This window comes from Kitasatospora sp. NPDC058048, assembly GCF_042885555.1.
Taxonomy (GTDB): domain Bacteria; phylum Actinomycetota; class Actinomycetes; order Streptomycetales; family Streptomycetaceae; genus Kitasatospora; species Kitasatospora lactacystinica.
Genome location: NZ_JBHVRT010000059.1, coordinates 1 through 14,674 on the forward strand (window position 1 = coordinate 1; position 14,674 = coordinate 14,674).

5 protein-coding genes are annotated in these 14,674 nt (G+C 74.9%); 2 read left to right on the plus strand and 3 right to left on the minus strand.

Going from position 1 to position 14,674, the window contains the following annotated elements; translation table 11 throughout:
* The 3 genes from ACFVVA_RS38780 to ACFVVA_RS38790 form a co-directional block, all read right to left on the minus strand.
* Positions 1-440: phosphoadenosine phosphosulfate reductase family protein (locus ACFVVA_RS38780; protein WP_387695403.1), on the minus strand; the 440-nt coding region annotated here is incomplete at its 3' end.
* Positions 437-1,018, minus strand: a complete 582-nt coding sequence (gene cysC, locus ACFVVA_RS38785) for an adenylyl-sulfate kinase (protein WP_387695430.1) — start codon at positions 1,016-1,018, stop codon at positions 437-439. The genes cysC and ACFVVA_RS38780, both read right to left, overlap by 4 nt.
* A gap of 96 nt (positions 1,019-1,114) precedes the next feature.
* Positions 1,115-1,810, minus strand: coding sequence for a phosphoadenylyl-sulfate reductase (locus ACFVVA_RS38790; RefSeq protein ID WP_387695404.1), 696 nt, complete (start codon positions 1,808-1,810; stop codon positions 1,115-1,117).
* 1,056 nt (positions 1,811-2,866) lie between these two features.
* On the opposite strand from ACFVVA_RS38790, the gene ACFVVA_RS38795 reads away from it, so the two are divergent.
* Positions 2,867-10,255: a type I polyketide synthase gene (locus ACFVVA_RS38795; RefSeq protein ID WP_387695405.1), complete on the plus strand. Its 7,389-nt coding sequence runs from the start codon at positions 2,867-2,869 to the stop codon at positions 10,253-10,255.
* Positions 10,256-10,453: 198 nt separating this feature from the next.
* Positions 10,454-14,674, plus strand: a complete 4,221-nt coding sequence (locus ACFVVA_RS38800) for an amino acid adenylation domain-containing protein (RefSeq protein WP_387695406.1) — start codon at positions 10,454-10,456, stop codon at positions 14,672-14,674.

Consider the following 14,674-nt stretch of genomic DNA (forward strand, 5'->3'; position numbering starts at 1 on the left):
CGGCGGCCGCCGCCGAACACGGCGTCGAAACGGCCCGTCTCGATCGCGTCGAGCAGCGGGACGGTCTGCAGGGGGTTGCGGGTGCCGTCGGGGCGTTCGCGCAGGCGGCCGTCGTCGATGAAGTCCTGGACGTGGGCGACGTGCAGGCGCAGGTTGTGCCGGGCGGCGACGCGGTCGCGGTAGTCGATGACCTCGGGGAAGTTGTGCCCGGTGTCGACGTGCAGCAGCGAGAACGGCACCGGCGCGGGGGCGAAGGCCTTGAGCGCCAGGTGCAGCATGACGATGGAGTCCTTGCCGCCGGAGAACAGGATCACCGGGCGCTCGAACTCCCCCGCGACCTCGCGGAAGATGTGCACCGACTCGGCCTCCAGCGCGTCCAGGTGGGACAGCGCGAAGGGGTTGTCGTCCGTGCGGACCGAGGTGTCGGTCACGGTGGTCATGCCAGGCCCCGTTCGGTCAGGAAGGCGTGCAGTTCGGCAGCGGACTCGGCGACCTCGCGCCCCCGGGTCTGCAGACGCAGCTCCGGCCGCTCCGGGGCCTCGTACGGGTCGTCGACGCCGGTCAGGCCGGTGATCTCGCCGGCGGCCTGCCGGGCGTAGAGGCCCTTGACGTCGCGTTCGGCGCACAGTTCGACCGGGGTGGCGACGTGGATCTCCAGGAACTCGGTGCCCGCCGCGGCGTGGCGTTCGCGCACGGCGGCGCGGGAGTCGGCGAACGGGGCGATCACCGGGGCGAGGACCTTGACGCCGTTGGCGGCGAGCTTCTCGGCGACGTAGCCGATGCGGGTGACGTTGGTGTGGCGGTCCTCGCGGGTGAAGCCGAGGCCCTTGGAGAGGAACTCGCGGATCTCGTCGCCGTCCAGGACCTCGACCTTGTGGCCCTCGGCGCGCAGCCGTTCGGCCAGGGCGAGGGCGAGCGTGGTCTTGCCCGCGCTCGGCAGCCCGGTCAGCCACACGGTGGCGCCGCGCTCGCAGGGGGCGGCCGAGGGGGCCGCCTCTACGGCTCCGTCGGCGGCCAGGGCATGTGCTGTCACGGGGGTCTTCCTTTGCGTGAGGAGTGAGAAGTGAGGAGTGGTCAGGGGCAACCGGTTGATGTCGGCCGGTGCGGGGCCCGGTCAGAGGTGGATGCCGCACTCGGTCTTGCCGGAGCCGGACCAGCGGCCGGCCCGGGCGTCCTCGCCCTCGGCGGGCTTGCGGGTGCAGGAGAGCGGGGAGCAGCCGACCGAGGTGTAGCCCTCCCACAGCAGCGGGTTGAGCAGCACGCCGTGGGCGGCGACGTAGGCGTCCACGTCCTGCTGGGTCCAGCGGGCGATCGGCGCGATCTTGACCTTGCGGCGCTTGGGGTCCCAGGACACCACCGGGGTGTTCGCCCGGGTCGGGGACTCGTCGCGGCGCAGCCCGGTCGCCCAGGCGTCGTAGCCGGCCAGGCCCCGGTCGAGGGGCTCGACCTTGCGCAGCGAGCAGCACAGGTCCGGGTCGCGGTCGTGCAACCGCGGCCCGTGCTCGGCGTCCTGCTCGGCGACGGTCTTCAGCGGGGTGAGCGTGATGACGTTGACCGGCATGGTCGCGGCCACCGCGTCCCGCGTCCCGATGGTCTCCGGGAAGTGGTACCCGGTGTCCAGGAACACCACGTCCACCCCCGGGAACACCGAGGAGGCGAGGTGGGCCACCACCGCGTCCTCCATCGAGGAGGTCACACAGAACCGCCCGCCGAAGGTCTCGGCCGCCCAGGCGAGGACCTCCTGCGCGGAGGCCTCCTCCAACTCGCGCCCGGCCCGCTCCGCCAACGACGCGTAGTCAGTCGCGGTCATGCAGTCGTCCCCCATTGTCGAAAGCTGTTCCTCGCCCGCCCGGTGCGGCGGGGCCCATGGCTCGGCGGATGCCCGAGGAGTCCGGGGAATCCCGGATCAAGCGGCCCCGCGGCCGGTGGCAGGAAATCCGAACGGGCCGTCTCCTGTGAAGTTCTGACGGCTCAGCGATCGCGTATTGTCATGCAATGTCCACGCCAACAGTTCAAACTGTTCCCCCACCCGGCCCGGCGGATGGTCGGTGCGGCGATCCGGAATGCCGCGGAGTGCTGGAACTCGTACCCGAGCTCGGGCGGGAATGCGTCTGTGGACTTCCCGCCGAATCCCCGCGCGGGGCCCGTGGGCCGATCCGATTCGACCGGGCTCCCCGTGCCCACCTCCCCGTGTCGGGCAGCCCATTCGGTCATGCGGCCGAAACAGAGCATAGATCGCTTCGGTAGGGAGCGCCAGCCGTATCCGCCGGTTCTTTGATCTTGACGGAGCGTCTGATCCGCTGCCGTGGGGCGGGATTCGTGCAGCGTACGGGCGGTGCGACCCCGACCCGACGGTCGGGGCCGGGCCGGGCGGCGGGGGTCCGGGCCCCGGGGGCCGGTGGGGCGGTACGGCGGCAATGCCCGTTTTCTGCGTACTGGCCGTCCTTTCGCACTCTTTCTTCGCAGGTGTCGGGGAAGAGATGGTCTTGCATTTCGCTTGTGAGGAACTCCGACGATGCTTGACGCACCCCTGGTCGCTCATTACGGTGATCATCAATTCAATGGACTCCGGCAGGGTGGGGCGGCGGATCACGCGGCAGCCCGGGCCGGCCGGAGTGCGAAACGGGGGAGTGGTCGAGGGTGGTGTTGTCCATGCGAACGGATATGCCCGGCATCTGCTGAGGCCGCCTCGGGTCGGAGGGTTGAAGGCGCGTTGCCGCCTCCCCTTCCTTTTGTCTGCCCGAGTACTTTTCACTGCCATTCCGGCAGATTTCCAGTGGTTTCCTTCACGGCTTCACGTGTGTCACTTCAGGCTGCTCCGAAAGCGGGATAAAGCGTGGCAACAAAGTCTCGTCCGGATTTCTCCGTGTCCATTGTCAATGATGTTCGTGCACGAGCTGACGAGTTTCCGGAGAAGCCGGCGATCATCATGCTGGCCGAGGGGGAGAACGAGCTCGACCGGCTGTCGTTCGCCGAGTACGACCGCCGCGCCCGGGCGTTCGCCGCGGGGCTCCAGGCCCGCGGCCTGGCCGGCGAGCGCGTGCTCATCCTGCTGCCCCAGGGCGTCGACTACGCCGTCGCCTTCCTGGGCTGCCTCTACGCGCAGGCGATCGCGGTGCCCGCCTTCCCGCCGACCCGGAGCCGCAAGGGGGCCCGGGTCGAAGGCATCGTCGACGACTGCGATCCGCGGCTCGCCGTGGTGGGGGCCGACCGGGTCCGGTCGATGGTTGGTGAACTGCCGTCCTCCTGCGCTGTGATGACGATCAGTCAGCTCACCGCCGCGGACCCGGACGACTGGCGCGAGCCCGAACTCCGCCCGGACGACATCGGCTACCTCCAGTACACCTCCGGCTCGACGGGGCGCCCGCGCGGTGTGATGGTCACCCATCGGAACATCGTCCAGCAGCTCGACATGCTCGCCGACGGGCTGGAGCTGGGGCCGGACGAGGTGTCGCTGTCCTGGCTGCCGCTCTTCCACGACTTCGGCCTGGTGGCCGGCCTGCTGTTCCCGCTGCGGGCCGGTGCGACGAACGTGCTGCTGGCGCCGATCGACTTCGTCCAGGAGCCGTTGCGCTGGCTCGCCGCGGCCACCCGCTACCGGGCCGCGCTGACCTTCGGCCCCAACTTCGCGCTGGACCTGTGCTGCGACCGCATCCGCCCCGAGGACCGCGAGGGCCTGGACCTCTCCGCGCTCCGCACGCTGATGATCGGCGCCGAACCGATTCGCCCGCAGTCGATCGAGCGGTTCGCCGCCGAGTTCGCGCCGTTCCGATGTCGCGCCGACATCTTCACCCCGGCCTACGGAATGGCCGAATCCACGCTCGCCGTGACGGTGCGCCGGCGCGACGAACCGCTGGGACTCGCCTCCTTCGACATCGAGGAGCTGGGGCGCGGACGGCTGCGGCGCGTGGCGGACGGCGCGCCGGGAAGCCGCCTCCTCCCGAGCAACGGCGACGTCCTGCCGGACACCGGACTGCTGGTCGTCGACCCGGAGACCCGGACCCCCGTCCCCGACGGGCAGTGCGGTGAACTCTGGCTGAGCGGCGACACCGTGAGCCCCGGCTACTGGCGGAACGCCGAGGCGACCGAGGCCGCCTTCGGGGCCCGGCTGGCCGACGGCAGCGGCCCGTACCTGCGCACCGGGGACCTGGGCGGGCGGCTCGGCCCGCACACGTACATCACCGGACGGCGCAAGGACCTGATCGTGGTCCGCGGTGTCAACCACTACCCGCACGACATCGAGCTGACCGTCGCGGACTCCCATCCGGCCCTCGAACGCGACAAGGGCGTCGCCTTCCCGGTGGAGGACGCCGAGGGCGTCGAACAGCTGGTCGTGGTCAGCGAACTGACCCGGGAGGGATTCCGCGGCGCCGACCGCGAGGAGGTCGTCCGCAGCATCCGGCTCGCCGTCGTCGAGGAGCACGGACTCGACCCGCGGTCCGTGGTGCTGATCCGCCCGGCCCAGCTCCCGCTGACGTCGAGCGGCAAGGTCCGCCGGCAGGAGTGCAAGCGGCTCTTCCTGGAGGACGGGCTCAAGCCGGTCCACGTCTCCTCCGCGGCGGCCGTCCGCGACACCCCCGCGGACGCCGCGCCGGAGCGCTCCCGCAAGGCCGTGGCCGACTGGCTGACCGAGCGGATCGCCGGTCTGCGCCGGCTCACCCCCCGGGAGGTCCCGCAGGACGCCCCCTTCGGCTCCTTCGGGCTCGACTCCGCGGGCCTCGCCGGACTCGCCGCCGACCTCCGGGCCTGGCTCGGCGCCCCGGTCGACGCCAAGGACCTCTACAACCACCCCACCGTCGCGGCGCTGGCCGCCGCGCTCACGGGCGACCGGACCGAGGCAACCGCCGGGACCGTCGAGACGGAGAAGACGGACCGGACCGGCAAGACCGAGCGGACCGACAGGACGGACCGGACCGAGCGGGCCGGATCCGCCGGGGCGGCCGACGACCGCGAGGCGATCGCCGTCGTCGGCATGGCTTGCCGGATGCCCGGCGCCCAGGACGTCGAGGCGTTCTGGCAGCTGCTGCTGGACGGCCGGGACGCGGTGACCGAGGTCCCGGCGCACCGCCGTCTGCTCGGCTACCGGCTGGAGCACGGGGAGCCGGGCCGGGGCGGATTCGTCGACGGGGCCGAGGAGTTCGACGCGGCCTTCTTCGGTGTCTCCCGTGACGAGGCCCGCCGGACGGACCCGCAGCAGCGGCTGCTGCTGACCACGGTGTGGCAGGCCCTGGAGGACGCCGGGGTGGACCCGCAGGCGCTGGCCGGGGGCCGCACGGGCGTCTTCGTCGGGATCAGCACCAACGACTACGGCCGGCTCCAGGCCCGGGCCGGCGCCCCGGTCACGGCCCACGACGGGACCGGCAACGCGTCGAGCATCGCGGCCAACCGGATCTCCTACCTGTGGGACCTGCGCGGCCCCAGCCAGGTGGTGGACACGGCCTGCTCGTCCTCCCTGGTGGCCCTCCACCAGGCGTGCACCAGCCTGCGGCTCGGCGAGTGCGACCTCGCCGTCGTGGCCGGCGTCAACCTGCTCCTGGACCCGGGGCTGACCACGGTCTTCACCGAGGCGGGCATGCTCGCGCCGGACGGCCGGTGCAAGACCTTCGACGCGGCGGCGGACGGCTACGTGCGCGGCGAGGGCTGCGGTGTCGTGGTGCTCCGGCGGGCGTCCGACGCGGTCGCCGCCGAGGACCGGATCCGCGCCCTGGTCGAGGGTTCGGCCGTCTCCTCCGACGGGCGCAGCAGCACGCTGACCGCGCCGAACGGACCGTCCCAGGAGGCCGTGCTGCGGGCGGCCCTGCGGTCCGCGCGCCTGACCGCGGAGGAGGTCGGCTACGTCGAGGCCCACGGCACCGGCACCCGGCTCGGCGACCCGATCGAGATGGGCGCGCTGCGTGCCGTGTACGGGGAGTCGGCCGGCCCGGACCTCCACGTCGGCTCGGTGAAGAGCAACATCGGCCACCTGGAGGCCGCGGCGGGCATGGCCGGACTGATCAAGGCGGTGCTCTGCCTGGAGCACCGGCGGATCCCGGCCTCCCTGCACGTCGACACGGTCAACCCGCTGATCGGGCTGGACGGTTCCCGGCTGCGGATCCCGCGCGCGACGACGGAGTGGCCCGAGGGCCCCGCCCGGGCGGCGGCGGTCAGCTCCTTCGGCTTCGGCGGCACCAACGCCCATGTGATCCTCTCCGGCGCGCCGGCCCGGCGGGCCCGGATGGAGGCCGCGGAGGGCGGCGAGTGGTCCTTCCTCCCGGTCTCGGCGAAGAGCGGGCCCGCCCTGCGCCGGCTGGCCGCCGACTACGCCGGGGTGCTGGCGGGGGAGGGCGGCGCCGCCCCGGCGTGGAGCGCGCTGGTCCACACGGCGGGCGCCCGGCGCCAGCACCACGACCACCGGCTCGCCGTGCTGGCCCGGTCGGACCGGGAGGCCGCGGAGGCCCTGGAGGCGTACCGCGACGGCCTGCCGTCCCCCGCGGTGGTGCACGGCGTCGCGCACGGCGGCGGTCCCGGGCCGGTGGCCTTCGTGTTCACCGGCCAGGGCGCGCAGTACCCCGGGATGGCCAAGGCGCTGTACTTCGGGCACGCGGCCTTCCGCACGGCGCTCGACGAGGTCGACGCGCTGGTGCGCGCGGAGCTCGGTGTCTCCCTGCTGCCGACGCTGTGCGACGCCCCGGGCCCGCGGCTGGACCTGGAACGGACCGAGTTCGCCCAGCCGGCCCTGTTCGCCGTGGACTACGCGCTGGCCGAGCTGTGGCGCGCCTGCGGGGTGCGGCCCGACGCCGTGGCCGGGCACAGCCTCGGCGAGTACGTGGCGGCCTGCGTCGCCGGCGTGCTGAGCCTGCCCGACGCGGTCCGGCTGGTGGTCGCCCGCGCCGGTCTGATGCAGGAGCTGGCGGAGGCCGGGTCGATGTACGCGGTCCACGCCGGCCGCGAGCTGGTCGCGCAGCTGTGCGCGGACCTTCCCGGGGACCGCTCGGTGGTGCTCGCGGCCCTCAACGGGCCCGAGGACGTGGTGGTCTCGGGCGCGGAGCGGGCGGCCGCCGACCTGGCGGCCGACTGGGAGCGGCGGGGCGCGAAGGTCACCCGGCTGCACGGCACCCGGGCGTTCCACTCGCCGCTGATGGAGGGGCCGGTCGCGCGGTTCGAGCGGATCGCCGCGACGGTCGACTTCCGCACCCCCCGGATCCCCGTGGCGGCCAACCTGACCGGCGCCGTCGAACGGGAGTTCTCGGCCGCCTACTTCGCCCGGCACGCGCTCGAACCGGTGCGGTTCGGCGACTGCCTGGCCGCCCTGGCCGCGCTCGGCTGCACCACCGTCGTCGAGTGCGGGCCGCACCCGGTGCTCGGTCCGCTCGTCGAGGCCGTGCTCACCGACGCCGTCGGCCTGCCGACGCTGCACCGGGACGACACCGACGACCGCCGCTTCCGGCGCGGGCTGGCCGAGTGGTACGTCCGGGGCGGACGGGTCGACTGGGCCGGGGTCCTGCGGGACCGGGACGGGGAGCACGGCCGGCCGCCGCTGCCGGTCCCGCTGCCGGGCCACCCGCTCGCCCCGACCCGGCACTGGTTCACCGACGGCGGCGACGGACGGCACCCGCTGCTCGGCGCGCCGGTCGAGCTGGCCGGTGCCGGGAGCCACTGGTTCTCCCGCACGCTGACCGCCGGGCAGCCGTGGTACCTCGACGAGCACCGGGTGGCCGGGCGGCCGGTGCTGCCCGCCGCCGCGATGACGGAGTGGGCCGACGCGGCCGTCCGCGAGGTCGCCGGTGACGGGCCCCGGACGCTGCGGGGCGTGTCCTTCACCGCCTTCCTCGCCCTGCCGCCGGACGCGCCCGTCACCGCCCAGGCGGTCGTCGAGGCCCTGCCGGACGGCCACCGGGTCCGCGGCTTCGCTCGGGTGTTCGGGGCGGCCGCGTGGACGGGGCACGTCACGGTGGAGGCCGCCCGGCCCGCCGGGCCGGCCCCGGACACCCGGGTCGACCCCGGGCTCCTGCGGGCCGCCCTGGCCGAGCGGGACGTCGACGCCCTGTACGGGACGCTGCGCGCGCGGGGCCTCCAGTACGGCCCGGCCTTCCGCGCCCTCCGGGCGCTGTGGGCGGGCGAGAAGGAGGCCGTCGGCCTGGTGGAGGCGGACCTCCCGGCCGAGGACCGGGCGGCGTACCGGGCGCACCCCGTCCTGCTCGACGCGTGCTTCCACACGACCGCCGCGTTCCTCGGCGACACCGGGGACCTGCTCCTGCCGGTGGGCATCGACCGGATCACCGTCCACCGCCCGCTGCCCTCGCGGCTGTGGTGCGTGGCCCGGGACGCCGGAACCGGCGCCGACGGCGAACGCTCCTTCGACCTGGACCTGGTGTCCGAGGACGGCGAACGGCTGGCCACCGTCGAGGCGCTGCGGCTGCGGCCGGTCGCGCCGGAGCGGATCGCGGCGGCGGCCGGAGCGGCGGCCGGGGCCGCGGTGCGGGGCTACCGCACCGACTGGGTGCCGGCGCCGGAGGCGGGTACCGCCGGCCGGCCGGGCACCTGGCTGGTCTGCGGGACGGACGCGTCGCTGGTGGACGGCTGGTGCGCCGAGGCGGCCGTCCCGACCGCGGGTCTGCTGATCGCCCCGGACGCCTCGGACGAGGCGGTGGCCCGGCTGTTCGCCGAGGCCCGCGGCCGGGTGGACGGGGTCGCCGGACTGGTCCTCCAGAGCGCCGGGGACGACGCCGTCGTGCTCGCCGGCACGGCCTTCGCGATCCTGCGCGGGTTCCTGCGGGAGTTCGGCGCGGACCGGCCCGACCTGGTCGTCTGCTCGACCGGCGCGGTGCGGGTGCCGCAGGCGCCGACCCGCCCGGACGCCGGCCAGGCGCCGCTGACCGGACTGGCCAAGGCGGTCGTCGCCGAGTACCCCGACCTCACGTGCGTCCAGGTGGACCTCGAACCGCGCCGGACCCCGCCGACGCTGGCCGGACTGCTGGCGCGGGTCGCCGGCCTCGCGGGGCGCGGCCACCTGGCCGTGCGGGACGGCCGCTGGTACGCCGCCCGGCTGCGGGAGGCCGCGCTCGGCGGCTCGCCGACGGCACCCGTCCGGGCGGACGGCAGCTACCTGATCACCGGCGGGCTCGGTGCGCTGGGCCTGGCCACCGCCCGCCGGCTCGCCGACCTGGGCGCGCGCTGCCTGGTGCTGACGAGCCGTTCCGTGTCGGCCGAACCCCCGCGGGAGGTCGCGGAGCTGCGGGCCGCCGGTGTGCGGGTCGAGCTCTGGCCCGCCGACGTGGCCGACCTGCCGGCGATGACCGGCCTGTTCGGGCGGATCGGCCGGGAGCTGCCCCCGCTGCGCGGCGTCGTCCACGCCGCCGGGACCACCGACGACGCCCCGCTGGTCGACCTCGACCGCGGCCGCTTCGCCGCGGTCCTGCGGCCGAAGGTCCGGGGCGCGCAGTACCTGCACACCCTGACCGCCGACGCCGGGCTCGACTTCCTGGTGCTCTACTCCTCGCTCGCCTCCCTGACCGGCTCGGCCGGCCAGGCCAACTACGCCGCCGCCAACGCCTTCCTGGACGCTCTCGCCGAACAGCGGTGCCACGACGGGCAGCCGGCCCTCAGCATCAACTGGGGTCCGTGGGCCGAGGCCGGCCTGGCCGCCCGCCCGGAGCTGCTCGCCCGGCTCGCCCGCGCCGGCATCACCGGGATCGGCACCGACGAGGCCCTGACGGCCTTCGGGCGCGTGCTGGGCGGCGACCTGCCGGTGGTGGGCCTGGCGGCGGTCGACTGGGCCGCGTTCACGGCCGCCGGCGACCGGCGGCCGCCGTACACCCTGCTGAGCGGCCTGGCCCCGGAGCGGGCCGCGGAGCCGTCCCTCGACGGGCGGTCGCCGCAGGCGCCGGCGGAGCCGGCCGGGCACCGCACCGCCGAGCAGGTGGTCGAACTCGCCCTGCGCGACCCGCGGACCGGGCGGGCAGCCGTCACCGAGGAGCTGCTGGTTGCCGCCGGCGAGCTGCTGGGCCTCACGGCGCGCCAGCGGGACGAGCTGCGCCCGACCTTCGGGCACCGGCGGCTGAACGAGCTGGGTCTGGACTCGCTGACCGCGGTCCGGCTGCGCAACCGGCTGCTGGCGGACTTCTCCGCGGACGTCCCGCCCTCCTTCGTGTTCGGCGGCAACACCGTCGCCGACGTGGTCGACCTGATCCTGCGGCAGATCACGCTCCGGAGCCTGGTCGCCGCCGACGACGGCGGGGCCGACGAGGCCGGGGACGTCGAGGTCCTCACCTTCTGACCCGCCCACGGGCCGTGCCGTCGGCCGCCCCGGGACGTCCCGCGGTCCCCGCGGACCGCGGCCGTCCCGGCGGCCCCGCCCCCGCACCACCGGGCGCCGTCGCGTCCCGTTCCCCACCGCCCGACTTCGCCCAGCCTCCCCGCGGGGCCCGGCCCGCCAGGGCCAGCGCCCCCGACCTCCCGAACAGGAGTTCCCGGAATGACAGCACACGGACGGCACGGCGACCCGGCCGAGCTGCTCGGCCGGCTCGCCCAGCACGGCGTCCGGCTGCGGCTGGTCGACGGCGACCGCATCGAGGTGCGCGCCGCCGCCGGCTCGCTCCCCGACCACATCCGGCACGAACTCGCCGAGAACAAGGCCGAGTTGATCGCCCTCCTGAAGCAGGGCGACACCGCCCGGCAGGCCGGCGCGCTGCCGCGGGCGGTACCCGACCCCGAGCGGCGCCACGAACCGTTCCCCCCGTCCGACCTGCAGATGTCCTTCCTGGTCGGCAGCACCGCCCAGTTCGAATACCACGTCCGGCCGCACCAGTACATGGAGTTCGACTTCGCGGAGCTCGACCCGGAGCGCTTCGAGGCCGCGCTCAACCGGATGCTGCACCGCCAGCGCGGCAGCCTGGTGGTGGTGCGGGAGGACCTCCAACTGGAGACCGTCCGCGACCCGGCGCCCGTACAGGTGCGGGTGGCGGACCTGCGGCAGGCCGGCGAGGCCGAGGCCATGGCCGCCGTCGAGCGGACCCGCGACGAGATGCAGGCGGCCGAACTCCCGCTGGACACCTGGCCCTGGATGGACGTGCGGATCACCCGCTACGGCGACGGCCGGGCCCGGCTGCACTACAACAACAACAACTTCTTCAGCGACGGCCCGGGCACCGGCCGCTTCCTGGACAGCGTGCTGCGCGCCTACCACGACCCGTCCGAGGCCCTGGACGACCTCGAACTGGGCTACCGCGACTGCGTGCTGGCGCTGGCCGCGCTGGAGGAGTCGGAGCGCGGCGAGGCCTCCCGGGCGTACTGGTGCGACCGGATGGCCGACTGGCCCGAGGCGCCGAACCTGCCGCTGGTGAGCGGCGCGGACACCCGGACCCGGGCCCGGCTGACCCGGCGAGAGTTCACCCTGGACGCCGAGCAGTGGGCCCGCTTCAAGCGGCGCGCCACGGACCACGGCGTCACCCCCACCAACGCGGTGTACGCGGTCTACGCCGAGACGGTGGCGCACTGGAGCGGCTCGCGGCACTTCCTGCTCAACAACATGATGACCCACCGGCTGCCGATCCACCCCCAGATCACCGAGGTGGTCGGCAACTTCGCCTCGCTCTACCCGCTGGAGGTGGACTGGCGGCACGACGAGCCGTTCCACGACCGGGCGCGGCGGCTGCAGACCCGGGTCATGACCGACATGGAGCACACCTACTGGAGCGGGGTGAAGGTGCTCCAGACCCTCAACCAGGTGCGCCGCACCCCGGGCCGGGCAGCCTGCCCGTTCGTGGTCGGCAGCGGCCTGTTCATGGGGCACCTGGACCAGCCGGTCTTCAGCCACCTGGAGACGCCCCAGGTGCTGCTCGACAACCAGTTCTGGGAGCAGAGCGACGGCGGCCTGTGGGTGGTCTGGGACCTCATCGAGGCGATGTTCCCCGCCGGGCTGATCGACGCCATGCACGCCGCCTACCGCGACCTGCTCCTGGTGCTCGCCGAGGACCCGGCCGCCTGGGAGCGCAGCTCCTTCGACCTGCTGCCGGCCGCCCAGCGCGAGCGCCGGGCCGCCGTCAACGACACGGCCCGCCCCGTACCCGCGGGCCTGCTCGACCGCGCGCTCGCCCGGCAGGCCGCGCAGCGGCCCGACACCGCGGCCGTGCTGACCGCGGACGGCGCCGTGGACTACGCGCGGCTGCACGCCCGCGCCCAGGAGCTGGCCGCCCGGCTGGCCGCGGCCGGGGTGCGCCCCGGGGACAAGGTCGCCGTCGTCCTGCCGAAGGGCGACGAGCAGATCGCCGCCGTGTACGGCGCACTCGCGGCCGGCGCCGCCTACGTGCCCATCGACCCCGCCTGGCCGCGGGAACGCGTGGGCGAACTGCTCGCCGACACCCCCGCGGCGGCCGTGGTCACCTCGGCCGGGGAACGGGAGTCGATCGCCGCCGTCGCCTCCTGCCCGGTGCTGACGGCGGGGGAGCCCGCCGCCGACGCCGGTCCCGCGCCGGCCCGCGCGGGCGATGCGGGCGACACCGCGTACGTCATCTACACCTCGGGGTCGAGCGGCAGGCCCAAGGGCGCGGTGCTCGACCACCGCGGGCCGCTGAACACCGTGGTCGACATCAACCGCCGGTTCGGCATCGGCCCCGGCGACGTGGTCCTCGGGGTGTCCTCGCTCTGCTTCGACCTGTCCGTCTACGACGTCTTCGGCACCGCCGAGGCCGGCGCGACCCTGCTGCTGCCGCCGCCCGGGTCGGCCGACCCGGGGCAGTGGGCCGACCTGGTGCGCGAGCACGGCGTCACGGTCTGGAACTCGGTGCCGGCGATCATGCAGCTGTTCGCCGAGGCCGCCGAGCAGGCCGGGCTGACCTTCCCCGCGCTGCGCGTGGTCCTGCTCAGCGGCGACTGGATCCCCGTCCGGCTCCCGGCGCTGATCCGGCGGATCGCGCCCGGGGCACGCGTGGTCGGCCTCGGCGGCGCCACCGAGGCGTCGATCTGGTCCATCCACCACCCGATCGACCGGGTGGACCCGAACCGGGCGAGCATCCCCTACGGGCGCCCCCTGGACAACCAGACCTGGCGGGTGCTGGACCGGACCGGCCGCGACGCCCCCGACTGGGTCACCGGCGACCTGTACATCGGCGGCACCGGAGTCGCGCTCGGCTACCTCAACGACCCCGCCCGGACGGCCGCCTCCTTCGTCACCGACCCGGCCACCGGCGAGCGGCTCTACCGCACCGGCGACCTCGGCCGCTACCACCCCGACGGCGACATCGAGTTCCTGGGCCGCGCCGACTTCCAGGTCAAGATCCAGGGCTTCCGGGTGGAACCGGGCGAGATCGAACACGCCCTGGCCCGGCACCCGGCCGTACGGAACGCCGTCGTCGTAGCCCGCACCGCCGGCTCGGGACGCCAGCTCGCCGGCTACGCCGTGGCCGAGCGGGGCGCACCGCGTCCGGAACCCGAGGAACTGCGCGGCTTCCTGGCCGAACGGCTGCCCGGCCACCTCGTGCCGAGCTTCGTCGTCGTGCTCGACGACCTGCCGCTCACCGCCAACGGCAAGCTGGACCGCCGCGCCCTGGAGGCCATGGGCCCGGCCGGCGACGGACCGGACCGGACGTACACCGCCCCCCGGACGGAGACCGAGAAGGTCCTCGTGGAGATCTGGGAGTCGGTCCTCGGCATCGAGTCGGTCGGTGTCCACGACGACTTCTTCGAGCTCGGCGGACAGTCCTTCGCGGCGCTGCGCGTCATCGGCCTGGTCGGCCAGCGGCTCGGGCTGCGCGCCCCGCTCGGGGCGCTGCTGGAGCACCGGACGGTCGCCGGGCTCGCCGCCCTCCTGGAGGCCGGGCAGGAGGAGTGGTCCCCGCTGGTGGCACTCGACGCCACCGGCGGCACAACGCCCTGGCTGCTGGTGCACCCGGCGGGCGGGAACGTGCTCTGCTACCGGGGCCTGGCGGAACTGCTCGACGGCCCCGTCCACGCCTTCCAGGCGCCCGGCCCGGGCGTGGGCCGGGACCCGCTGGACACGGTGGAGGAGCTGGCCGAGTGCTACGCGCGGGCGCTGCTCGCCGTCCGCCCGCACGGGCCGTACCGGGTGGCCGGCTGGTCCTCCGGATCGGTGATCGCCTTCGAACTGATCCGGCTGCTGGAGCGGCGGGGCGAGACGGTGGAGCGCTTCGTGGTGATCGACTCCCCGGCCCCCGAGCGGGCCGCGGCCCCCGGAACCCGGGAGACGGACAGGGCCCGGGAGACGGACGGTGCCCGGGAGACGGACGAGGCGGCCGTGCTGCTCTGGTTCCTGGAGGACCTGGACATCGGCTTCGACCCGGCGGCCGTGCGCCCCGGGGCGGCTACCGAGCTGGCCGCGGCCCCGGCGGCGGAACGGCTCGCCCGGGCCGTGGCGCTGGCCCGCGAACAGGGGCTCGACCTCCCGGACGCCGCCGACCTGGCCCTCAGCTGGCCGGTGTTCCGCGCAATCATCACCGCCTGCCACCGCTACCGCGCCGGGACGATCACGGCCGACACCACCGTGATCCGGGCGGCGCACGGGAGGGTCAGCGAGTTCGCCGGCCACCCGCACGCGGACTCCGCCGAGTGGGGCTGGGCCCCGCTCACCACCGGCCGGACCACCGCCGACCGGACCGACGGCACCCACCACACCCTGCTCACCGACACCCACGTCGCGGCCGTCGCCGCACTCATGACCACGTGTCCGGCTCAGCACTGA

What these genes read in the sequence shown, in the direction of transcription:
- ACFVVA_RS38800 (WP_387695406.1), top strand. Translation starts at nt 10,454, where the DNA reads ATGACAGCACACGGACGGCACGGCGACCCGGCCGAGCTGCTCGGCCGG.
- ACFVVA_RS38790 (WP_387695404.1), bottom strand. Translation starts at nt 1,810, where the DNA reads ATGACCGCGACTGACTACGCGTCGTTGGCGGAGCGGGCCGGGCGCGAG.